17 protein-coding genes are annotated in these 21,803 nt (G+C 72.0%); 10 read left to right on the top strand and 7 right to left on the bottom strand.

Annotation, left to right across the window (positions count from 1 at the left end):
* The first annotated feature begins 16 nt into the window (after window positions 1-16).
* From ACQEUU_RS26510 to ACQEUU_RS26500, 3 genes are read left to right on the top strand one after another with little or no spacing between them, the layout of a single operon-like run.
* Window positions 17-904, top strand: a complete 888-nt coding sequence (locus ACQEUU_RS26510) for an amidohydrolase family protein (RefSeq protein WP_433070816.1) — start codon at window positions 17-19, stop codon at window positions 902-904.
* A gap of 4 nt (window positions 905-908) precedes the next feature.
* Window positions 909-1,379, top strand: coding sequence for a nuclear transport factor 2 family protein (locus tag ACQEUU_RS26505; RefSeq protein ID WP_433070813.1), 471 nt, complete (start codon window positions 909-911; stop codon window positions 1,377-1,379).
* A gap of 23 nt (window positions 1,380-1,402) precedes the next feature.
* On the top strand, window positions 1,403-2,524 hold the full coding sequence (locus ACQEUU_RS26500; protein WP_433070811.1) for a magnesium and cobalt transport protein CorA: 1,122 nt from the start codon (window positions 1,403-1,405) through the stop codon (window positions 2,522-2,524).
* A gap of 15 nt (window positions 2,525-2,539) precedes the next feature.
* Here the strand turns inward: ACQEUU_RS26500 and ACQEUU_RS26495 are convergent, their stop codons facing one another.
* Window positions 2,540-4,675, bottom strand: coding sequence for a thiamine pyrophosphate-dependent enzyme (locus ACQEUU_RS26495; protein WP_433070808.1), 2,136 nt, complete (start codon window positions 4,673-4,675; stop codon window positions 2,540-2,542).
* 281 nt (window positions 4,676-4,956) lie between these two features.
* On the opposite strand from ACQEUU_RS26495, the gene ACQEUU_RS26490 reads away from it, so the two are divergent.
* Window positions 4,957-6,294: a hypothetical protein gene (locus ACQEUU_RS26490; RefSeq protein ID WP_433070805.1), complete on the top strand. Its 1,338-nt coding sequence runs from the start codon at window positions 4,957-4,959 to the stop codon at window positions 6,292-6,294.
* Between the two features lie 56 nt (window positions 6,295-6,350).
* Here the strand turns inward: ACQEUU_RS26490 and ACQEUU_RS26485 are convergent, their stop codons facing one another.
* The 5 genes from ACQEUU_RS26485 to ACQEUU_RS26465 all read right to left on the bottom strand — a co-directional run bounded on the left by ACQEUU_RS26485 (window position 6,351) and on the right by ACQEUU_RS26465 (window position 10,070).
* Window positions 6,351-6,899 carry a hypothetical protein gene (locus ACQEUU_RS26485; RefSeq protein WP_433070802.1) on the bottom strand — a complete coding sequence of 183 codons (549 nt, stop codon included), beginning with the start codon at window positions 6,897-6,899 and terminating at the stop codon, window positions 6,351-6,353.
* Window positions 6,900-6,999: 100 nt separating this feature from the next.
* A complete protein-coding gene (locus ACQEUU_RS26480) occupies window positions 7,000-7,854 on the bottom strand; it encodes an ABC transporter permease (RefSeq protein WP_433070799.1) in 855 nt (284 codons plus the stop codon).
* Window positions 7,855-7,857: 3 nt separating this feature from the next.
* Complete coding sequence (locus ACQEUU_RS26475) at window positions 7,858-8,835, bottom strand: ATP-binding cassette domain-containing protein (RefSeq protein WP_433070796.1); 978 nt, start codon at window positions 8,833-8,835, stop codon at window positions 7,858-7,860.
* Window positions 8,836-9,273, bottom strand: a complete 438-nt coding sequence (locus ACQEUU_RS26470) for a PadR family transcriptional regulator (protein WP_433070795.1) — start codon at window positions 9,271-9,273, stop codon at window positions 8,836-8,838.
* A 200-nt stretch (window positions 9,274-9,473) separates the two neighbouring features.
* Window positions 9,474-10,070, bottom strand: a complete 597-nt coding sequence (locus ACQEUU_RS26465) for an SACE_7040 family transcriptional regulator (RefSeq protein ID WP_433070792.1) — start codon at window positions 10,068-10,070, stop codon at window positions 9,474-9,476.
* A gap of 66 nt (window positions 10,071-10,136) precedes the next feature.
* On the opposite strand from ACQEUU_RS26465, the gene ACQEUU_RS26460 reads away from it, so the two are divergent.
* From ACQEUU_RS26460 to ACQEUU_RS26435, 6 genes are all read left to right on the top strand, one after another.
* Window positions 10,137-11,717 (top strand): carboxyl transferase domain-containing protein, encoded by a 1,581-nt coding sequence (locus ACQEUU_RS26460; RefSeq protein ID WP_433070789.1) that lies wholly within the window; start codon window positions 10,137-10,139, stop codon window positions 11,715-11,717.
* A gap of 2 nt (window positions 11,718-11,719) precedes the next feature.
* Entirely contained in the window at window positions 11,720-13,726 is a 2,007-nt protein-coding gene (locus tag ACQEUU_RS26455) for a biotin carboxylase N-terminal domain-containing protein (RefSeq protein WP_433070787.1), read from the top strand.
* Complete coding sequence (locus tag ACQEUU_RS26450; RefSeq protein ID WP_433070784.1) at window positions 13,726-14,637, top strand: hydroxymethylglutaryl-CoA lyase; 912 nt, start codon at window positions 13,726-13,728, stop codon at window positions 14,635-14,637. Before ACQEUU_RS26455 ends, ACQEUU_RS26450 begins: the two co-directional genes overlap by 1 nt.
* Window positions 14,638-14,640: 3 nt before the next feature.
* Window positions 14,641-15,777 (top strand): acyl-CoA dehydrogenase family protein, encoded by a 1,137-nt coding sequence (locus tag ACQEUU_RS26445; protein WP_433070781.1) that lies wholly within the window; start codon window positions 14,641-14,643, stop codon window positions 15,775-15,777.
* A gap of 564 nt (window positions 15,778-16,341) precedes the next feature.
* The gene (locus ACQEUU_RS26440; protein WP_433070778.1) at window positions 16,342-16,776 is read left to right on the top strand and encodes a GNAT family N-acetyltransferase; all 435 of its coding nucleotides are present in this window, start codon (window positions 16,342-16,344) and stop codon (window positions 16,774-16,776) included.
* 32 nt (window positions 16,777-16,808) lie between these two features.
* Window positions 16,809-19,685, top strand: a complete 2,877-nt coding sequence (locus ACQEUU_RS26435; protein ID WP_433070775.1) for a helix-turn-helix transcriptional regulator — start codon at window positions 16,809-16,811, stop codon at window positions 19,683-19,685.
* 9 nt (window positions 19,686-19,694) lie between these two features.
* Here ACQEUU_RS26435 and ACQEUU_RS26430 read toward each other — a convergent pair whose 3' ends face one another.
* On the bottom strand, window positions 19,695-21,746 hold the full coding sequence (locus ACQEUU_RS26430; protein ID WP_433070772.1) for a hypothetical protein: 2,052 nt from the start codon (window positions 21,744-21,746) through the stop codon (window positions 19,695-19,697).
* Window positions 21,747-21,803 lie beyond the last annotated feature (57 nt).

Raw genomic sequence — 21,803 nt, 5'->3', positions numbered from 1 at the left:
GGGTAAAGTCACGGCCGTGGCGACAGAACTTCATTCTGACGATGGGGTGCGTGCCTGGTGGGCGGCGCTCGGGCTGCCCGGACTGGTGGATCTGCACGTGCACTTCCTGCCCGAGCGGATGGAGCGCCGGGTCTGGCACCACTTCCACCACGGCGGCCCGCTCATGGGGGCCGGCTGGACGATCGCGTACGAGTGGCCGGTCGCGGAGCGGGTCACCCGGCTGCGGGAGCTGGGGGTGACGGCCTTCCCCGCGCTCGCGTACGCGCACAGGCCGGACATGGCGGCCGACCTCAACGCCTGGACGCTCGACTTCGCCGGGCGCACGCCCGGCTGCCTGCCCTCGGCCACGTTCTATCCCGAGCCCGGCGCTCCCGCGTACGTCCGGCAGGCGGTGGACCAGGGGGTCAAGATCTTCAAGGTGCACCTCCAGGTGGGCGGCTTCGACCCGCGCCTGCCCGAGCTGGACGGCGTCTGGGGGCTGCTGGCCGAGACCGGCCTGCCGGTGGTGGTGCACGCCAGCTCGGTGCCCGTGCCCGGCGGGTTCGTCGGCGCCGGGCCGATCGGCGAGGTGCTGCGCAGGCACCCCCGGCTGCGCCTGGTCATCGCCCACCTCGGCATGCCGGAGTACGACCCGTTCTTCGCGCTGGCCGAGCGTCACGAGCGGGTGGCGCTGGACACCACGATGGCCTTCACCGACTTCGCCGAGGCCGGCATGCCGTTTCCCGCGAGACTTCGTCCGGCTTTGCGTGAACTTGGCCTGGCGGGGAAAGTGGTTCTCGGCAGTGATTTCCCGACCATCCCCCACCCGTACGCTCATCAGCTGCACGCGCTGGACCGGCTCGATCTCGGCGACGACTGGTTGCGGGCCGTGTGCTGGAGCAACGGCCTGACCATGATTCGATAGCGAGATGAACGATCGGCACGTGGCGCTGATCAGCGCCTTCTACGAGGCTCTTGGCCGTGCTGACCTGACGGCCATGGAACGCTGCTACCACCCCGAGGTCAGCTTCGGCGACCCGGTCTTCCTGGAGCTGGAGGGCCGCGACAGGGTGATGGCGATGTGGCGGCTCCAGCTCAGCATGGGCGACGGGCTGAAGGCCGAGTTCCACGGGGCCACGGCGGACCACTTCTCCGGAGCCGCCCGCTGGACCGCCCGCTACCGCATGCCCAGGACGGGCCGGGAGGTGGTCAACGACATCCAGGCGCTGTTCCGGTTCGAGGACGACCTGATCGTCCGCCACCACGAGGAGTTCGACTTCAAGCGGTGGTCCAAGATGGCGCTGGGCCGGCCGCACGGGCTGCTGTTCGGGTGGACGCCGATGTGGCGGCAGACGATCCGCGAGCGGGCCCTGCGGGAGCTCGACAACTTCGCGACCTAGCGGAGGTGACTCAAGGAGGTGACATGGCGAGGGTGAGAGGGCGCCGGCGCGGCGGAGCGACCCGCGAGCCGGCCCCCGAGCAGTCGATGGACCCCCGGCCCAGCGACGACCGGTCGGCCTACCTCCCGACGGTCATCAACAACACCGTCTACCTGGACGGCCGGCCGATCGACAACCCCGGATCGCTGGCCGACGCCTTCCAGTGCCTCAAGGACAAGCCCGGCACGCTCGCCTGGATCGGCCTGTACCGCCCCAAGGAGTGGGAGCTGGTCAAGCTCGCCGAGGAGTTCGAGCTGCACGAACTGGCCGTCGAGGACGCCATCGTCGGCTCCCAGCGGCCCAAGGCCGACCGCTACGGCGACACCCTCTTCGTGGTGCTGCGCGCGGCCACGTACGTGGACGAGGCCGAGGAGGTGACCTTCGGCGAACTGCACGTGTTCGTCGGCCCCGACTTCGTCCTCACCGTCCGCCACTCCGAGGCGCCCGACCTGCAGGTGGTGCGCAGGCGCATGGAGTCCGAGCCCGGCCTGCTGCGCAAGGGCCCGCAGGCGGTCCTCTACGCGATCCTGGACGCGGTGGTCGACGGCTACGCGCCCGTCGTGAAAGGGCTGCAGGAGGACATCGAGGAGATCGAGGTCCAGGTCTTCGGCGGCGACCCGGCCGTGTCCCGCCGCGTCTACGAGCTGTCGCGCGAGGTGATCGAGTTCCAGCGCGCCACCGCGCCGCTGGTGCGGCTGATCGACGGGTTCATCGCCGGCGCCGACAAGTACGGGGTCGACGAGGAACTGCAGAGCTACCTGGGCGACGTGGCCGACCACGCCATCACCGTCAACGAGCGGGTGGCCTCCTTCCGCCAGCAGCTCCAGGACATCCTGGTGGTCAACTCCACCCTCGTCACCCAGGCCCAGAACGCCGAGATGGCCAGGATGACCGAGGTCAGCATCCAGCAGGGCGAGGAGGTCAAGAAGATCTCCGCCTGGGCGGCCATCCTGTTCGCGCCGACCGTGGTGGGCGGCATCTACGGGATGAACTTCGACCACATGCCGGAGACCCACTGGGCCCTGGGCTACCCGTTGGCGCTCCTCCTCATGGCCGGGGTGTGCGCCGTCCTCTATGTCGTCTTCAAGCGGCGCGGCTGGCTCTAGCGCCGCAGCGCCGCGTCAGGCGAGCAGCTTGCGGGCCGCCTGCTCGATCTCGTCCTCCGACAGCAGCACGCGGTCGGCCGCCCCGCCCAGCGGGACGAAGCTGTCGGCCGAGGTCACCCTTGCCACCTGACCCTGGAACCCGGCGTCCAGCAGCTCGGCCATGACGCCTTCGGACACGCCGCCCGAGTGGCGGGTCTCGTCCGCGATCAGCACCTTGCCGGTCAGCTCGGCCGCGCGCAGCAGGTCGTCCACCGGCAGCGGCGCCAGCCACCGCAGGTCGAGCACCCGGCAGCTGTGGCCCTCCTGGGTCAGCCGCACCGCCGCGCGCAGGCTCATCCGCACCCCGTTGCCGAACGTCACGATCGTCAGGTCACGGCCGTCGCCGTAGGAGCGGGCGGCGCCGATCGGCACGTGCGTCTCCGCCCAGCGCGCCGGCGGCGCGTACGGTGCCAGCCAGCCTCCGTCGCCCGCCTCGAACAGGTCCCTGGTGTGGTAGAGCGCGATCGGCTCCAGGAACACGCACACCGACCCCTGCGCGCGGGCCGCCGCCAGGCACGTGCGGAGCATGGCGGCGGCGTCGTCGGGCCGTGACGGGGAGGCGATGACCAGCCCGGGGATGTCGCGCAGCGCCCCGATGGCGTTGTCGTTGTGGAAGTGGCCGCCGAACCCCTTCTGGTAGGCGTACCCGGCGATCCGCACCACCATCGGGTTCGGGTAGGCCCCCTGGGAGAAGAACGACAGCGTGGCCGCCTCACCCCTGATCTGGTCGATCGCGTTGTGCAGGTAGGCCAGATACTGGATCTCCGGCACCGGCAGCAGCCTGGACACGCCCGCGCCCAGGGCCAGCCCGAGGATCGCCTGCTCGTCCAGGTGGGTGTCGAACACCCGGGCGGGGCCGAACCGCTTCTGCAGGCCGCGGGTGACGCCGTAGACGCCCCCCTTCTTGGCGACGTCCTCCCCGAAGACCATCATCTCCGGGTAGACCGCCAGCGCGTCGGCGAGCGTACGGTTGATCGCCTGGGAGAGCGTCAGCGGCTTCTCCGCCTCCGGCAGCGCGCCGGCGAACGCCCGCTCGCGCACCGCGCCCGGCGCCGCCACCGGGCTGATCTTGGCGATCAGGCCGGCGTCACGCGGCGCGATCGGCTCCATGATGGCCCGCGCCGAGGTGAGCCGGGGCAGCCGGGTGGTCTCCAGCGCGATCCGCAGCACGTGCTCGCGCGCGAGCTCGTACCGCCTGAGCAGCTCCTCCGGCGTGATCAGGCCCGCCTCGATGAGCAGCCGCGCGGTGTGCGGCAGCGGGTCGCGCGCCAGGTCGGCGCGCAGCTCGCGCTGGGTGCGGTACGCGGACTCGACGTCGGAGCCGGCGTGGCCCATCAGCCGCACGGTCGACAGATGCAGGAACGCGGGGGAGCGGTGGGCGCGGACGTGCTCCACCGCGCGCAGGGCGGTGTCGTACGCCGACGCCAGGTCGCTGCCGTCGGCCGCGAAGTACTCGATGCCGGGCCGTCTGGCGGCCGCCTCCACCCAGCCCTTGGGGGACTTGACGCTGATGCCGATGCCGTTGTCCTCGCACACGAACAGGATCGGCATCCGCTGCCCCTGGTAGGTGGCGTAGGAGGCGGTGTTGAAACCCGAGAGCGCGGAGGCGTGGTTGAGCGAGGCGTCGCCGAAGCTGCACACCGCGATCGCGTCGCCGGGCCAGCGGACGGCGGTGCCCAGCGCCCGCGCCCGCTCGATGGCGAACGCCACCCCCACCGCCCGCGGCAGGTGGCTGGCGATCGTGGACGTCTGCGGGATGACGGCCAGCTCGGGATGGCCGAACACCTTGTGCCGCCCGCCCGCGATCGGCTCCTCGGCCGCCGCGGCCAGGCCCATGAGCACGTCCCTGAGACCCTGCTCGGGCAGCCGCCCGGCCTGCTCGGACCGGGTCAGGTAGAACGCGCCGGAGCGGTAGTGGAGCAGCGCGGGGTCGTCGGGGCGCAGCGCGGCGGCCACGGCCGCGTTGCCCTCGTGACCGGCCGAGCCGATCGTGTAGAAGCCCTCGTCCCGCTCGCGCAGCCAGCGGGCGGCGATGTCGAGCAACCGGCTGTCGAGCTGGCGCAGATAGAGCGTTTTGCACCGTTCCCCGGTCAGGGAGGTGCCCTCGCGCACCGGAGCGCCGGGATCCCGGGCCGGGCCTGTCTGAAGTTTCTCTACTGCCTGGATGAAATGAGTCTCAACCGTGTCGCGCGCCACAGAGCGATTATGGCCGGTGCGCCCGCCTCTCGTCTCCGAGTGTCGGCCGCATCCGTTGGATCGGTCCTTTTGACATGGATATATAACGGCTTGTCAGAACTGTGAACTTCTGCCTGCTCCGCCCCGTCTACTGGGGTTACACGTGGCACCCTCACAGCCGCGTTGAAACTGCTGGGGGGATCCAGAAAGGAACCCGAATGTCGTTACAACGCATCCGTACGACCGTCATCGCGTTAGCCGTGGGCGCCGGGGCGCTGGTCCTCGCGCCGCCCGCCTCCGCCCAGGTCCAGGCACCTCCCGTGCCGACCGTCACCAAGGTGACGATGAACCCGGCATCCCCGGTCGTGCTCTTCGGCGACAGCGTCAAGGTGACCTTCACGATCACCACGAAGGACGCCGACAAGGCCGGCATGGTCATCACCCCGCCGGGGGTCAGCACCCAGCCGGTCGTCGCCGCCAAGCCCGCCGGGAAAGACACCTTCACGCTCGAGCACGCGGTCGGCACCGTCGGCAAGTGGAACTACACCGTCACCGCCTCCAAGGGCGACAAGGCCGGCGAGCCCGTGAAGGGCACGTTCGACGTCAAGAAGGCGCTCGAAACCAAGATCGTGCGATTCGACGCCAACCCCGACCGGATCACCAAGGGCGACCGGGTCAGGCTCTCGGGCCAGCTCCGGGCCAGTGACCAGGGCTACGGCGGCCAGGAGGTCGCGATCGCCTTCAGGTCCCGGGGCTCCGACGACTTCCGCAAGGTCACCACGACGAAGACCAGCCGCAACGGCTGGTTCTCCGCCGCCGTGCGGCCGTGGCGCAGCGGCGAATGGCGGGCCGAGTTCGGCGGCAACGCCGAGGCCAAGGCGTCGGTGAGCGACGGCGACGGAGTCAGCGTCCGCTACCGCGCCCGCACCTCCGCGATCACCGGCTTCGACGCCACACCCGAACCCGTCACCAAGGGCGACAGGCTCCGCTTCAAGGGCGCCCTGACCGCCGAGGGCGAGCACGGCCTGCGCGGCGAGCGGGTGGCCATCCAGTTCAGGCCGATCACCTCGCGCCAGTGGCAGAACGTCACCGGTGACCGCACCAGCCGGCACGGCCGCTTCTACGCCTCCGCCACCGCCGAGCAGAGCGGCTGGTGGCGCGCGGTGTACGACGGGGACCGCCGGATCAAGGGCTCGGTCAGCGGCCCCGACTTCGTGCGGGTCACCGAACCGGTCACCAAGGCCGACACCCGCGTCATCGGCTTCAACGCCTACCCCGAGCCGGCCGAGCGCGGCCGGTACCTGAAGTTCCGCGCCCTGCTCCAGGTCGACGACGACGGGACCTGGGAAGGGTACGAGGGCAAGGTGGACCTGTACTTCAAGGCCAAGCGGTCTGACGAGTACAGGCTCGTGACCTCCGTCACCACCGACGACGACGGCCGGGCGTACGCCAAGGCCCGCGCCTGGACCTCCGGTCACTGGCGCTTCGTCTACGCCGGCGACGACGAGACGAACGGCGACACCAGCCGCTCCGACTACGTCCGCGTGAGGCGCTGACCGTCACCCCATGAGGCCCGGGACACCCGTGCGGTGCCCCGGGCCTCATGCCGTCGTCAGTTGACCCGGCTGCCGGGAGCCGTGGCGCCGAGGCTGACGAGCATCGCCTTGATGTCGCCCATGCCGTGCTTGAGCTCGGCGACGTCTTCCTTGAGCCCGCTGACGTCCTTCTTGAGCCCGCTCACGTCTTCCTTGAGGCCGCTCACATCCTCCTTGAGCCCGCTGACGTCCTTCTTCAGGCCGCTGACGTCTTCCTTGAGGACGTTCACGTCCTGCTGGAGTCCGTCCATGCGCTGGTCGAGCCCGTCCATGCGACGCTCGAGCCCGTCCATCCGCTGGTCGAGCCCGTCCATGCGACGCTCGAGCCCGTCCATGCGCAGTTCGAGCCCGTCCATCCGCTGGTCGAGCCCGTCCATGCGGTGGCCGAGGGTGGTGAACCGCTCGTCGATCTTGTTGAGGACGTTCCCGCTGACGAGGTCGAGGCGGTCGTGCAGGGTGGTGAACCGTTCGGCGATGCTCGTGTCTGGCACGCCGCTCATACTACGGACCTCAAGGGCCGCGATCCTGGCCTCGTGGTCGTCGACGCGCGTCTGCAGATCCAACAAGGGTCTTTCCTTTCCACGGGGGGTAACTCCTCAGATCTGAGAACTTACCCTCCGTGACCCCGGGTTTCCTTCGAACAGGCCGAAGAAGCCGGAGTTCCCGTCAGTCGGCGCGTCTGAACTGGGCGACGCCCACTGCCAGCAGCACCAGCCCGAGCGCCGCCACCAGCCCCAGTTCCACCGGCACCGGCACCTGCCAGCCGAACCACTGCACCCCCGGGTTCAGCGTCGCGTTCACCTCCGGCGGCACGTCCAGGTGGGAGAAGACGGCCTGGCGCATCGGGTCGACCGCGTACGTCATCGGGTTGACCACCGTCAGGACGTGGAGCCACGACGGCAGGTTGGCCAGCGGGAACATGGCGCCCGACAGGAACAGCATCGGCATGATCGCCATCTGCATCAACCCGAAGAACGACTGCATGTTCTTCATCCGCGCCGCCAGCATCACCCCGAAGGCGGTGACGGTGAAGGCCGCGAGGAACATCTCCGCCAGCAGCGTGAGCATCAGCGTGGGGGAGTACGGCACCCCCACCAGCCCCGCCATGGCCAGGATGACGACGCCCTGGCCGGTGGCCACGATCGCGCCGCCGAGGCATTTGCCCACGACGATGGCGGACCGGGACACCGGCGCCACCAGCATCTCGCGCAGGAACCCGAACTCGCGGTCCCACACGATGGACCCGGCCGAGAACATGCCGGTCATGATGACCGTCATGGAGATCATGCCGGGGTACATGAAGGTGCGGAAGTCGACGCCGGGAATCGACGCCTGGACCAGGGACCCGAGGCCGGTGCCCATGACGAACAGCCACAGCACCGGCTGCAGCAGCATCGACAGCATGCGGGTGCGGTCGTTGAGGAAGCGCAGCATCTCACGGTGCAGCACCACCTTGACGGCCCGCAGGTCGTGTGCGGTGCCGCGGGCGGGCACATGGACGCGGACAGCCTGTGTCGTCATCGGTCATCGCCTCGCCATCGCGCGCATGAAGGCCATCTGGTCGTCGCCGGACTCGGCGTCGCGGATCGTGGAGCCGGTGTAGTTCATGAAAACGTCGTCGAGCGAAGGCCGCGACACGCTCACCGACGTGATCGGCATGCCCAGCTCGGAGAACAGCCGGGGCACGAACTCCTCGCCGGAGGCCACGGCGAACGTCACCGCTCCCTCGTGCACCGCCGCCTCCAGCCCGAACCGCTCACGCAGGGCCTTGATGGCGGCGTCGTCGTCGCGGGTGTGGATCTGCACCCGGTCCTTGCCGACGCTGGCCTTGAGCCGCTCGGGAGAGTCGATCACCACGATCTCCCCGTGGTCGATGATCGCGATCCGGTCGCAGTACTCGGCCTCGTCCATGTAGTGGGTGGTCATGAAGATCGTGATGTCCTCGCTGACCCGCAGCTCGTTGATGTAGCCCCAGATGGCCGAGCGGGTCTGCGGGTCGAGCCCGACGGTCGGCTCGTCCAGGAACAGCACCCGCGGCGAGTGCAGCAGCCCGCGGGCGATCTCCAATCGGCGCTTCATGCCGCCGGAGAACGTCATCACCTTGGCGTCCTTGCGGTCCCAGAGCGCCACCATCTCCATGACCCGCTTGATCCGCTCGTGCACCACGTCCTTGGGCACCCCGTAGAGCTCGGCGTGGAAGCGCAGGTTCTGCTCGGCGGTCAGGTAGCCGTCGAGGGTGGGGTCCTGGAAGACCAGGCCGATGTTCCTGCGCACCTCGTCGCGCTCCTCGACCACGTCGTGGCCGGCGACGGTGGCGGTGCCGCCGGTGGGGTTGACGAGGGTGCAGAGCATGCTGATCGTGGTGGTCTTGCCGGCGCCGTTCGGGCCGAGGAAGCCGAAGACCTCGCCGGGCGACACCTCGAGGTCGACGCCCTTGACGGCTTCGACCTTCCCGTACGTCTTGCTCAGCCGTCTCACGACGACGGCCGCGTCCTCGCTCATCTAGTCCTCCGCAAGGATCCGGAACACGGACTGGCGTGTCCGCCTGAGTAGTTTCTTGGCCTCGGCGACCTGGTGGTCGTTGGCCGTCCTGGTGAGGTGGACGAAGGCCTCGCCGAGCTGCCCCCACAGCAGGCGCAGCTCGTGCCGATCCTCCGGCACGGTGCTGGCCACCTCGTCCCACGGCGCGGGGGCGTCGCGCAGGCGCGCGGCCTCCTCACGGCCCCGTTCGGTGAGGCGGTAGGAGCGGCTGCCGCCGCCGTCCTCGCCGATGACCAGGCCCTCGTCCTCCAGCTGCTGGAGCGCCGGGTAGACGGAGCCGGGGCTGGGCCGCCAGACGCAGCGGCTGCGCGCCTCGATGTCCTGGATCATCTGGTAGCCGTTCCTGGCCTCCTCGCCGAGCAGCAGAAGCAGTGCCGCCCGGACGTCTCCGCGCCGCACGCGCGGCGGGGTCTCCATGCCGGGAGGCCCGGGTGGACGCGGCGGAGGAGACGGTGGAGGGGGCATCGGTGGACGCAGCGGCGGCGGATGGCCGGGCCAGGGGTGGGGATCACGCATCTCGTCCTCCAACTATCGAGATGTTCTGACGATATATCTAGATAGTTGGCACGGCAACGGGATTTTCGCGGGTCTCCTCTTTGTTAGTGCTCGCTAACGGCGGACGTGAGAGCCGCCCGCGCCATGGCGTGCAGCAGCGGGCGCATCGCGGCGGGGGACAGCTCGCCCGCGCTGTGGGGGGTCGAGTTCAGCAGGCCGAAGACCGCGTGCGTGGCGGCCCGCAGCCGGGCCGCCGGGCACGACGGGTGCAGCTCGGCCAGCACCGTCACCCACTCCTCGACGTACAGCCGCTGCAGCCGCCGGATCTGGCGCCGCTCGGGCTCCGGCACGTTGCCCAGCTCGCGATCGTGCACGGTGATCAGCGCCGGCTGCTCCAGGGCGAAGGTGATCTGCGCGTCGAGCAGCGCGTCGAGGATCTCGTCCGGCGCGGCGGAGGCCGTGACGACCGCGACCGCCGACTCGCGCAGCCGCGAGCTGATGTCCAGCAGCAGCTCCGCCAGCAGGGCTTCCTTGCCGCTGAAGTGGCGGTAGAGCGCCGGTCCCGAGACGCCCACGGCGCCGCCGATGTCCTCGATCGACACACCGTGGAAGCCGCGCGCGGCGAACAGCCGCGCGGCCGCCTCCAGGATCTCCGCACGCCTGTTGCCGCGAGGGCGGGTAGATGTCGGGGCAGTCGTCACAGTCACATCATGCTAGACGGTTACGTTAATGATGACTAACATCACGGCCATGACGAGAGGGGAGACATGAGCGACTGGCCGGTACTCACGTCGGCCGCCGACCCCGGGAGTGAGGCGTACAAGGGCAACGCGGAGCTCAACGAGCGGCTCGCCGCCGAGCTGCGCGACCGCCTGGCCACCGCCGCGCTCGGCGGGCCCGAGCGGGCGCGCGTCCGCCACGTCGAGCGCGGCAAGCTGCTGCCCCGCGAGCGCGTCGACGGCCTGCTCGACCCGGGCTCCCGGTTCCTGGAGCTGTCGCCGCTGGCCGCGAACGGTCTCTACGACGACCAGGCGCCGGCCGCCGGCATCATCACCGGCGTCGGGCGGATCTCCGGGCGCGAGTGCGTCGTCGTGGCCAACGACGCCACGGTCAAGGGCGGCACCTACTATCCGATGACCGTCAAGAAGCACCTGCGCGCGCAGGAGGTGGCGCTGCACAACCACCTGCCGTGCGTCTACCTCGTGGACTCCGGCGGCGCGTTCCTGCCCAGGCAGGACGAGGTGTTCCCGGACCGCGAGCACTTCGGCCGCATCTTCTACAACCAGGCCACGATGTCCGCGCGCGGCATCCCGCAGATCGCCGCCGTGCTCGGCTCCTGCACCGCGGGCGGCGCGTACGTGCCGGCCATGAGCGACGAGGCCGTCATCGTACGCAACCAGGGCACGATCTTCCTCGGCGGCCCGCCGCTGGTGAAGGCGGCCACCGGCGAGGAGGTCACGGCCGAGGAGCTCGGCGGCGGCGACCTGCACGCCCGCGTCAGCGGCGTCACCGACCACCTCGCCGAGGACGACGCGCACGCGCTGGCCATCGTCCGCGACATCGTCTCCACGCTCGCGCCGCGCGCCCCCCGCCCGTGGCCGGTGACCGAGCCGGAGCCGCCCGCCCACGACCCGCGCGACCTGTACGGGATCGTCCCCGCCGACACGCGGCAGCCGTACGAGGTGCGCGAGGTGATCGCCCGGCTGGCGGACGGGTCGCGGTTCCTGGAGTTCAAGGCCGAGTACGGTCACACGCTGGTCACCGGGTTCGCCCATGTCCACGGCCACCCGGTGGGCATCCTGGCCAACAACGGCATCCTGTTCGCCGAGTCCGCGCTCAAGGGCGCGCACTTCATCGAGCTGTGCGACCAGCGGCGCATCCCGCTGCTGTTCCTGCAGAACATCAGCGGGTTCATGGTCGGCAAGGCGTACGAGGCGGGCGGCATCGCCAAGCACGGCGCCAAGATGGTCACGGCCGTGTCGTGCGCCCGGGTGCCGAAGTTCACGGTGGTCATCGGCGGCTCGTTCGGGGCGGGCAACTACGCGATGGCCGGGCGGGCGTACGGGCCGCGCTTCCTGTGGATGTGGCCGAACGCCCGCATCTCGGTCATGGGCGGCGAGCAGGCGGCGAACGTGCTCACCACGGTGGGCTCCTCTGCGGGCGGGGCCGACCCCGAGGCGATCCGGGCCCAGTACGAGCACCAGGGCAACCCGTACTACTCCACCGCCAGGCTGTGGGACGACGGCGTGATCGATCCCGTCGACACCCGCACCGTGCTCGGCCTGGCCCTGTCCGCGGCGGCCAACGCCCCGCTCGAACCCGTCGGCTACGGCGTCTTCCGGATGTGATCATGACTGCTTCCCTGTTCGGCCGGGTGCTGGTCGCCAACCGGGGCGAGATCGCCGTCCGGGTCATCCGCACCCTGCGCGCGCTCGGCATCGGCGCGGTCGCCGTGCATACGGCCGCCGACGCGGGCGCCCGCCACGTGATCGAGGCCGACGAGGCCCACCAGATCCCGAAATATCTAGATATTGAGGCGATTGTGGAGGTTGCCCGGCTTTCCGGCGCGGCCGCCGTCCACCCCGGCTACGGCTTCCTGGCCGAGAACGCCGCCTTCGCCCGCCGCTGCGCCGAAGCCGGGCTGGTGTTCGTCGGCCCGCCGCCGGAGGCGATCGAGGCGATGGGCGACAAGATCCGCGCCAAGAGCACCGTGTCGGCGGCCGGCGTGCCCGTGGTGCCGGGCGCGGCCGAGCCCGGCGACGCGCTGGAGACCTGGTCCGGCTTCCCCGCCCTGATCAAGCCGTCGGCGGGCGGCGGCGGCAAGGGCATGGTGCTGGTCAGGTCGGCGGCCGAGCTGCCGGACGCCCTGGAGTCGGCCCGGCGCACGGCCACGGCCGCCTTCGGCGACGGCACCCTGCTGATCGAACGCTACGTCGAGCGTCCCCGCCACATCGAGATCCAGGTCCTCGCCGACGGCCACGGCCAGGTCGTCCACCTCGGCGAACGCGAGTGCAGCCTGCAGCGCAGGCACCAGAAGATCGTCGAGGAGGCCCCGTCGCCCTTCGTCGACGCCGGGACCAGGGCCCGCATGGGCGCCGCCGCCGTGGAGGCCGCCCGCGCGGTCGGCTACGTCGGCGCCGGCACCGTCGAGTTCATCGTCGACGGCGCCACGGGCGACTACCACTTCATGGAGATGAACACCCGGCTCCAGGTCGAACACCCCGTCACCGAGCTGGTCACCGGCCTGGACCTGGTGGAGCTGCAGCTGCGGGTGGCGGCGGGCGAGCCTCTCCCGTTCACCCAGGACGACGTCCGCCTCGACGGCCACGCGGTCGAGGCGCGCGTCTACGCCGAGGACCCGGCGCGCGGCTTCCTGCCCACCGGCGGCCGCGTCCTCGCCCTGCGCGAGCCCGCCGGCCCGGGGGTACGCGTCGACTCAGGGCTGCTGGAGGGCGCCGTGGTCGGCAGCGAGTTCGACCCGATGCTGTCCAAGGTCGTGGCCTGGGCGCCGGACCGGGCGGGCGCGCTGCGGGCGCTGGACCGCGCGCTCGGCGAGACCGTCGTGCTCGGCGTCACCACGAACGTGCCGTTCCTGCGCGCGCTGCTCCGCGACGAGGCGGTCCGCGCCGGGGAGCTGGACACCGGGCTGGTCGAGCGCGTCCTGCCGGACCTCCTGCCCGCCGCCGATCCCGCTGATCCCGCCGTCACGGGCCCGGAACGCGGAGTGCCCGGCGACGCGCTGGCCGCGGCCGCGCTCGTCTTCCACGACCGTCCGGCGGGCCGCGACCCCTGGGAGGTCATGGACGGCTGGCGGGTCGGGGAGCGGGCCTGGACCACGTGGCGGCTGGAGACCCGCGACGGCGTCCACGCCGTGCACGTGCGCGGCCTGCCGCGTACGGGCGCCGAGGTCAGAGTGGAGGACGGGCCGCCCGTCCCGGCCCTCCTGCGCCCGTACGGGAACGTCGCGGACGGACCGGCGGCGGGCGGCGTCGCCGTCACCCTGGACGGCCGCACCACGCACTACGTCAGCGCCAAGGACGGCGAGACGCTCTGGCTCGGCCGTGACGGGCACGCCTGGCCCGTCACCCGCCACCTCATCGGCGACCCCGGTGACCGGCCCGGCGCCGCGGGCAGTGGTGACGGAGTGGTCAGGAGCCCGATGCCCGGCACCGTCCTGGTCGTCAAGGCCCAGGTCGGCGACCAGGTCAAGGAGGGCCAGGCGCTGGTGATCGTGGAGGCGATGAAGATGGAGCACACCGTCACCGCGCCCCGCGACGGCCGCGTCGCCCAACTGCCCGCGCAGGCCGGCCGGTCCGTCGACATGGACGCCGTGCTGGCCGTGGTGGAGGAGGCGTGATGCCCAGGACGTACCCGATGCCGGACCTGCCCAGGCAGGTCACCGTCTACGAGGTCGGCCCCCGCGACGGGCTGCAGAACGAGGCGGCGATCGTGCCCGTCGAGGTGAAGGCCGAGTTCATCGACCGGCTCGCCGACGCCGGGCACACCGTGATCGAGGCGACCAGCTTCGTGCACCCGAAGTGGGTGCCCCAGCTCGCGGACGCCGAACGGCTGCTGGACCGGCTGCACCGCAGGCCCGGCGTCCGCTACCCGGTGCTGGTGCCGAACGAGCGCGGCCTGGACCGGGCGCTGGAGCGCGGCGTCGAGGAGATCGCCGTCTTCGCCAGCGCCACCGAGACGTTCGCCGCCAAGAACCTCAACCGGAGCCTGGAGAGCCAGTTCGACATGTTCGAGCCGGTCGTCTCCCGCGCCCGCGAGCACGGCGTCCGGGTGCGCGCGTACGTGTCGATGTGCTTCGGCGACCCCTGGGAGGGCCCCACACCCGTCTCCCAGGTGGTCGCGGTCGGCGAGCGCCTGCTCGGGCTGGGCTGCTACGAGCTGTCGCTGGGCGACACCATCGGCGTCGGCACGCCCGGCCACGTCACCGCCCTCATCGAGGCGTTCTCCTCGCCGGACCGGCTCGCCGTCCACTTCCACGACACCTACGGGCAGGCGCTGGGCAACACGCTGGCCGCGCTCCGGGCGGGCGTCACCACCGTGGACGCCTCCACCGGCGGGATCGGCGGCTGCCCGTACGCCGAGTCCGCCACCGGCAACCTGGCCACCGAGGACCTCGTCTGGATGCTGCGCGGGCTCGGCATCGAGACCGGCCTCGACCTGGACAAGCTCGTGGCCACCAGCACCTGGCTGGCCGCCCGGCTGGGCCGGCCCAGCCCCTCCCGCGTCGTCCAGGCCCTCGCGAAAGGCTGATCCATGCTGACACCCGAACACGAAGAACTGCGCAAGACCGTCGAGGCGTTCGCCCGCGACGTGGTCGCCCCCGTCATCGGCGACTACTACGAGCGCGAGGAGTTCCCGTACGACATCGTCCGCCAGATGGGCGCGATGGGCCTGTTCGGCCTGCCCATCCCGGAGCAGTACGGCGGCATGGGCGGCGACTACTTCGCCCTCTGCCTGGCGCTGGAGGAGCTGGCCAGGGTCGACTCCAGCGTGTCGATCACCCTGGAGGCGGGGGTGTCGCTGGGCGCGATGCCCATCCTCCGCTTCGGCACCGAGGAGCAGCGCGAGCGCTGGCTGCCGAAACTGGCCGCGGGCGAGATGCTCGGCGCTTTCGGCCTGACCGAGCCGGGCGGCGGCTCGGACGTGCCCGGCGGCATGCGCACCACCGCCGTGCTCGACGGCGACGAGTGGGTGATCAACGGGACCAAGGCGTTCATCACGAACTCCGGCACCGACCTCACCGGGTTCGTCGGCGTGGCCGCGCTGACCGGCGAGCGGGAGATCTCCACCATCCTCGTCCCGGCCGGCACGCCGGGCTTCACCGTGTCCAAGAAGTACTCCAAGGTCGGCTGGAACGCCTCCGACACCCGCGAGCTGTCGTTCGCCGACTGCCGGGTGCCCGCGGAGAACCTGATCGGCCCGCGCGGCCGCGGTTACGCCCAGTTCCTGCAGACCCTGGACGAGGGCCGGATCGCGATCGCCGCACTCAGCGTCGGCCTGGCGCAGGGCTGCGTGGACGAGTGCCTGAGGTACGTGCGCGAGCGTCGCGCCTTCGGCCATCCGATCGGCCACTACCAGGCCATCCAGTTCAAGATCGCCGACATGGAGGCGCGCGCCCACACCGCCCGCCTGGCCTACTACCACGCGGCCGAGAAGCTGCACGCGGGCGTGCCGTTCAAGAAGGAGGCGGCGATCGCCAAGCTCGTGTCGTCCAACGCGGCCATGGACAACGCGCGCGACGCGACGCAGATCTTCGGCGGGTACGGATTCATGAACGAGTTTCCGGTCGGCCGTTTCTATCGTGACGCGAAGATCCTGGAAATCGGTGAGGGCACGTCCGAGGTGCAGCGCATGCTCATCGCCCGCCAGCTCGGACTGGGTGATCTGTAAAGGAAATGACGGATCCGTCATCCGGCTTCGGGCCTTCCGGAGGGACGCGGCGCGTTCGCCGGCGGACGGAGGCCGGGCGGCGTCCTGGACCGCCGCCGAGGTCGGCCGCCCCCGGTCATCCGTGCACGCGGGTGACCGGGGCTTTCCGCAGCGCCACTCGAATGCCGTCAGAGTGTCGAATTCATCGGCATTGAGGCTCGTTTCCCCGCATTATGATTAGCGATTTTCTCGCCGCAGTGAAAAGCCGATCCTTGTGGCATCAGTGCCTTTCTTCTGCGTCGAGATTCGATGCTCCTTCCCTGGTGGAGAGGAAGGGCGTCCTGTCCGTCTGGAAATCCAGATAATTCACACATCGCGGTTGCTCAGGCGTACCGGAGGGTGAATCCTCGCCGCCTCGGCGCGTCGGCGTTCCGCTGAATGGGTCGCAGGGCTTCCTTCGTGTATGGTATGAATGTCGTTTTTGTGCCGCATGCCCTGTCGCCGCTGCCGGCAACCGGGTCTGGGCCGATCCGCGACTCATGGTGATTGGACTCGGGAACGGGGCACGATCTAGTGGCAGACGTCATGACCATTGACGATCTTCTCATCAGGAAGGTCGAGAAGTCCGACGCGGACGAGGTGTTCGCGCTGGCCCGTGAGTTCGGCCTCACCTTCCGGCCCGAGCGCGAGGCGTTCGACACCGCGCTGCCGCAGCTGCTGGAGGACGGAGACACCCTGCTGCTCGCCGCGGTCGTCGACGGGCGGGTGCTCGGCTACCTGCTCGGATACGTCCATCTGACGCTCTTCGCCAACGGGCCCGTCGCCTGGGTGGAGGAGGCCATGGTCCAGACGGGGTCGCGGCGGCAGGGCGTCGGCCGCGGCCTGCTCATGGAGTTCGAGAAGTGGGCGCGCGACCGCGGCGCCCGCTACGTGGCGATGGCCACCCGGCGCGCCCCGGAGTTCTACCACGCGCTCGGCTACGAGGCTTCTGCGACTTTCTACCGGAAAGTGCTTCGTTAAGTCTCTTATGCCGTGATGGCATCCTTGATCCCGTGACGATCCATCAAGTGAGCCCTCTGTTCGTCGGCCGTGCCGGCGAACTCGCCCTGCTCGATGGCGCCCTGGCCGAGGCGGGCGCCGGCGTGGGGGCCACGGTGCTGGTCGGCGGTGAGGCGGGGGTGGGCAAGACCCGCCTCATCGGGGAGTTCACGGACCGGGCGGGCGAGGCGCTGGTCCTGGCCGGCGGCTGCCTGGAGCTCGGCACCGAGGGTCTGCCGTTCGCGCCCTTCACCGCCGTGCTGCGCGGCCTGGTGCGCGAGTTCGGCCGCGACCGGGTCGCGGAGCTGGTGCCCGGCGGCACGACCCGGGGACTGGCACGACTGCTGCCCGAGTTCGGCGAGCCCGACCGCGACGGCACGGAGGCCAGGGCGCGGTTGTTCGAGCAGATCCTCGGCCTGCTGGAGCGGCTGGCCGAGGACCGGCCGGTCATCCTGGTCGTGGAGGACGCGCACTGGGCCGACCGCTCCACCCGCGACCTGCTCGCCTTCCTGATCCGCTACCAGCGCGACACCGGCAGGCTGATGATCGTCGTCACCTACCGTTCCGACGAGCTCCACCGCGCCCATCCGCTCCGCCCGCTCCTCGCCGAACTGGCCAGGGTGCCGTGGGTGACCCGGGTGGAGCTGGGCCGCCTCAGCCGCCGCGAGGTCGCCGCCCAGGCCGCGGGCATCCTCGCCCGCGAGCCGTCCCACGCCGACGTCGACCTGGTCTACGCCCGCAGCGAGGGCAACCCGCTGTTCGTGGAGGCGCTGGTGAGCGAGGGCGCGTCCGGCGGCGTGCTCCCGGAGTCGCTGCGCGACCTGCTGCTGGCGAGCGTGGAACGGCTGCCCGCCGAGACGCAGGAGCTGCTCCGCATGGCCAGCGCCGGAGGCCAGCGGATCGAGCACGCCCTGCTGGCCGCCGTCACCGGGTCCGACGAGGCGACGCTGGCCGCCACCCTGCGTCCCGCCGTGGCCGGCAACGTGCTCGCCGTCGACGGCGAGGGGTACGCCTTCCGCCACGCGCTGATCCGCGAGGCGCTCCACGACGACCTGCTGCCCGGCGAGCACACCCGGCTGCACACCCGGTTCGCCGAGGCGCTGGAGCGTGACCTGTCGGTCCTGCCCGCGCCACGCGGGGCGATCGAGCTGGCCCACCACTGGCACGCCGCCCGCGACACCACCTGGGCGCTGACCAGCGCCTGGCAGGCCGCCGCCGCGGCCCGCCGCTCCGCCGCCTACGACAGCCAGCTGCGCATGCTGCTGCGGGTGCTGGAACTGTGGGACCACGTGCCCGACGCGGCGGAGCGCGTCGGCCGCGGCCACGCCGAGCTGCTGCGCCAGACCGCGATCGTCGCCCACCTGGCGGGCGAGTACGACCGCGGCGCCGCCCTCGCCACGGCCGCGATCGAGGAGATCGACCGCGCCGCCGAACCGGTGGCGGCCGCCCGCGTGCTGCGGCTGCGCGGGCTCATCCGCTACGACCTGAGCCGCCCCGGCCACGTCGACGACCTGCGCGAGGCGGCCGCCCTGGTGCCCGCCGAGCCGCCGAGCAGGCTGCGCGGCCAGGTGCTGGAGTCGCTGGCCCGCATGCTCCACCGGCCGGGCCGCGAGATCGCCGAACGCCTCGCCACCGCCGAACAGGCCATCGAGATCGGCCGAGCGACCGGCGACGACACCGTCCAGGCGCAGGCCCTGATCACCCTGACCTGGACCCGGTGCCTGCGCTTCGCCGAGCTCGACCGGCATCGCGGCGGCTACGCCGAGGCGCGGCGGCTGGCGACCCGCGCGGACGCCTACACCGCGCTGATGCGCGCCGCCATCTCCGAGTCCGACAGCCTGGAGGGCGCCGGCCGCCACGAGGAGGCGGCCCAGGTCGCCCGCGACGGCATCGCGCTGGCCGAGCGGCACGGGCTGGCCCGCACGTCCGGCGCGTTCCTGACGATCAACCTGGCCGAGCCGCTGGTCTCGCTGGGCCGCTGGGACGACGCCCTGGAGGTGATCGAACACGCCGTGGAGCTGGCGCCGCCGCCGCCGTACCAGACCGGGCTCCTCGGGTTCGCCACCGACATCGCCCTGGCCCGGGGCGAGCTCGACCGGGCGGCGGACCTGCTCGCCTCCATCCGGCGCATCGTGACGCGCGGCTCGTTCCGCGAGCAGACCCTGTTTCCCCACGGCCGCCGCGAGGTGGAGCTCCTGCTGGCCCGCGGCCTGGTGGACGAGGCGCGCGAGGCCGGTCTGCGCCTGCTGGGCTCGCACGACCTGGCGGCCGAGCCGCGGTACTCGTGGGCTCTGCTGGCGTCCCTGGCCGAGCTGGGCGGCCCGGTGTCGCCCGAGGTCCGCGCGCTCGCCGAGCGGCTGCCCGCCGACGGCGACCTGCAGCGGGCCCAGCGGCTCACCGTCGCCGCCCTGGCGGGGCCGGGCGACGATCCGGCGGCCCGGCTCAAGGAGTGGGACGCGGCGGTCGCCGCCTGGGCCGCGCTGGGCAATCCGTACGCGCGAGCCAGGGTCTGCGAGGGGGCCGCGCACGCGGCGCTGGCGTGCGGCGAGCGCGAGCGGGCGGCGGCGCGGCTGGCCACGGCGGCCGAGCTGGCACGGCGGCTGGACGCGCGACCGCTGCTGGAACGGATCGACGCGCTGGCGCGGCGGGCCGGGGTCGCCGTCGGCGGCGACCCCGCGCGCGGCGGTACGCCGTTCGGCCTGACCGCCCGCGAGCTGGAGGTGCTCCGCCACGTCACCCGGGGGCTGAGCAACCGCGAGATCGCCGCCGAGCTGTTCATCGCGGTCAAGACGGTCAGCGTGCACGTGTCCAACATCCTGGCCAAGCTCGGCGTCGCCTCCCGGGGCGAGGCCGCGGCCCAGGCGCACGCCCTGCGCCTGTTCGACGCCTGAACGGGCGACTCAGCCGGTGAGCTGGGCCTCCAGCCGATAGCCGTCGACCGTCACGTACACCTGGTCGCCGGGCCGGGCGTTCAGCCGCATCAGCACCGGCTGGAGCGAGTCGAACACCGGCTGCTGCCCCTGCCACACCAGCACGATCGCGTTGTCGCCCGGGCCGGTCACCGACAGCAGGGTGCCGGGGCGCATGCCGAGCTGGGTCGCGTAGTTCTGCGGCACCGGCACCGGGCCGCCGCGCAGGTGCTCCGGCTTGACCTCGATGCGCTGCCAGCGGCGCGGGTCCGACGACGGGCCCGGCAGCGGCGGCGGGGGAGTGGCCGGGGCGCCGGCCAGGTGGTGCCCCTGGAGCACGGGGGAGCGGCCGTTGGAGAGCGCCGACAGCGTGGCGAGCGCCGCCGACGGGTCGATCGAGCCCGCCGAGGCCGACGGGATCGGCTGGCCGCCCCGGTGGTGGTGCCCGTTGGCGCCGGGAGTGCGGCGCGGCAGCGGCTGCGGCGGGGCCTCGGAGGCGACCACCGGGTCGTGGACCGGCTCGGGCGGCAGCGCCTCCAGCCACGCCTTGGCCGAGTGGGCGCGGATGCCCAGCTCTCCCATCAGCTCCACCACGTCGGCGTCAGGCCGCGCCGAGGCCAGCAGCCGGCGGGTACGGGCCTGCAGGCCCTGGATGTCGCCGACGACCAGCCAGCCGTCCTGCAGTCGGCGGTCCGGCATCAGGGTGACTAGCACCCGCCACAGCGGCGTGTGCAGCGACGGGACGATCACCGGGTGGGCCGGGTCGGCGCCGATCAGCTGCTCCTCGGTCGCCGCGGCGCCCAGCCATTCGGTGAGCCGGAACATGTGCCCGGTGATCGGGGCCGACTCCGAGGAGCGCAGCCAGGTGAGCACCCGCTCCTCGGCGGTGCGCTGCGCCTGGGAGAGGACGTCGCGTTCGACGAGCATCTTGTGCGCGAGCGTACGCAGGCTGACCGGGTCCTCGGCGAACAGGCGGTGCACGGCCACGGCCAGCTCCAGCTTGTTCAGGCCGCGGAACAGGTTGTCGACCACCCGGACCATCGCGTGGTCGGTGTCGGACGGCGCGGGGGCGCGCTGGGCGCCCTGCGCGGGCCCGCCGGGATAGGCGGGCAGGGATCCGGTGTGGGGACCGCCGGCGGGGTCGGCCGGCGCGGCGGGCCGCTGCGGCAGCGGGTTCTGTCCGCCGCCCACGGCCGGGAAGGAACCGGTGGAGCGCCCGCCGTCGCCGACGGCGGGGAAGGAGCCCGTGGAGCGCCCGGGCTCGCCCGGGAACGGACCCTGGGGCCGTCCCGTCTCGGCGGGCAGGGAGCCCGGGGCGCGCCGGTCGTCGGGAGGAAGGGAGGCCGCCGGGCGCCGGGTGTCGCCTCCGGGACGCGGGCCGTCGCCGACGCGCGGGAACGACCCCGTGCCGTGCCGGTCGTCGCCGGGGACGCCGGGGACGGCGGGGACGCCAGGGACCCCAGGGACGGCGGGGACGGCGGGGAAGGACCCGGTGCCCTGGCGGGCGGGCGGCGTGAACGAGCCGTTCCCGCTCTCGGCCACCGCGGGGAACGGCCCGGTGCCGGAGGCGCCGCGCTGCACCGGCCGGGTGACCTCGGGATGACCGGCCGTCGCGCCGGGCCGGGCCGTCAGCCGGCCGAGCACCTCACGGAACACCGGCCCCATCACCGTCTCGGGGGAGGACCCCGGCGTCTTCAGGTCGGCCGGCGACAGGCGGCGCAGCCGGTGCCAGCCGCCGAGGCCCATGATCGCCGTCCTGGCGGGCTCGGGGCAGCCCGGCAGCGTCGGGTCCATCGGGTGCACCGCCAGCGCCGGCAGCACGTCGCCCAGCGGCAGGTGGTCCCAGCGCGAGGAGGCCAGCAGCGCGAGCCGCTCGCACATCCAGTCGAGCCCGGTCACGGCGAGAGCCCGCGGCAGCGCCGTCGACGACCACCACGCGGACGGGAGCCGAGGGTCGGACAGCGCCTCCGCGACATGCTGTGGCCGGCTCCAGCGCAGGGCAGGGACCAGGTCGCTCAGGCAGATCGATGACTCGACATCCATCGGCGGACCTTATCCTCCCCAGTGACCGCGTTACGCATGTGACTGATGGTGCACTAC

The sequence above is a fragment of the Nonomuraea sp. CA-218870 genome, from assembly GCF_050936535.1.
Lineage (GTDB): Bacteria > Actinomycetota > Actinomycetes > Streptosporangiales > Streptosporangiaceae > Nonomuraea > Nonomuraea corallina.
This window is presented reverse-complemented; position numbering and strand designations above follow the sequence as displayed.

Bases quoted from the DNA above. Each gene is read 5' to 3' on its own strand.
- ACQEUU_RS26460 (WP_433070789.1), top strand. From the start codon at position 10,137: ATGAGCGACTGGCCGGTACTCACGTCGGCCGCCGACCCCGGGAGTGAG.
- ACQEUU_RS26500 (WP_433070811.1), top strand. From the start codon at position 1,403: ATGGCGAGGGTGAGAGGGCGCCGGCGCGGCGGAGCGACCCGCGAGCCG.
- ACQEUU_RS26430 (WP_433070772.1), bottom strand. From the start codon at position 21,746: ATGGATGTCGAGTCATCGATCTGCCTGAGCGACCTGGTCCCTGCCCTG.
- ACQEUU_RS26450 (WP_433070784.1), top strand. From the start codon at position 13,726: ATGCCCAGGACGTACCCGATGCCGGACCTGCCCAGGCAGGTCACCGTC.
- ACQEUU_RS26475 (WP_433070796.1), bottom strand. From the start codon at position 8,835: ATGAGCGAGGACGCGGCCGTCGTCGTGAGACGGCTGAGCAAGACGTAC.
- ACQEUU_RS26440 (WP_433070778.1), top strand. From the start codon at position 16,342: ATGACCATTGACGATCTTCTCATCAGGAAGGTCGAGAAGTCCGACGCG.
- ACQEUU_RS26490 (WP_433070805.1), top strand. From the start codon at position 4,957: ATGTCGTTACAACGCATCCGTACGACCGTCATCGCGTTAGCCGTGGGC.
- ACQEUU_RS26505 (WP_433070813.1), top strand. From the start codon at position 909: ATGAACGATCGGCACGTGGCGCTGATCAGCGCCTTCTACGAGGCTCTT.
- ACQEUU_RS26480 (WP_433070799.1), bottom strand. From the start codon at position 7,854: ATGACGACACAGGCTGTCCGCGTCCATGTGCCCGCCCGCGGCACCGCA.
- ACQEUU_RS26445 (WP_433070781.1), top strand. From the start codon at position 14,641: ATGCTGACACCCGAACACGAAGAACTGCGCAAGACCGTCGAGGCGTTC.
- ACQEUU_RS26455 (WP_433070787.1), top strand. From the start codon at position 11,720: ATGACTGCTTCCCTGTTCGGCCGGGTGCTGGTCGCCAACCGGGGCGAG.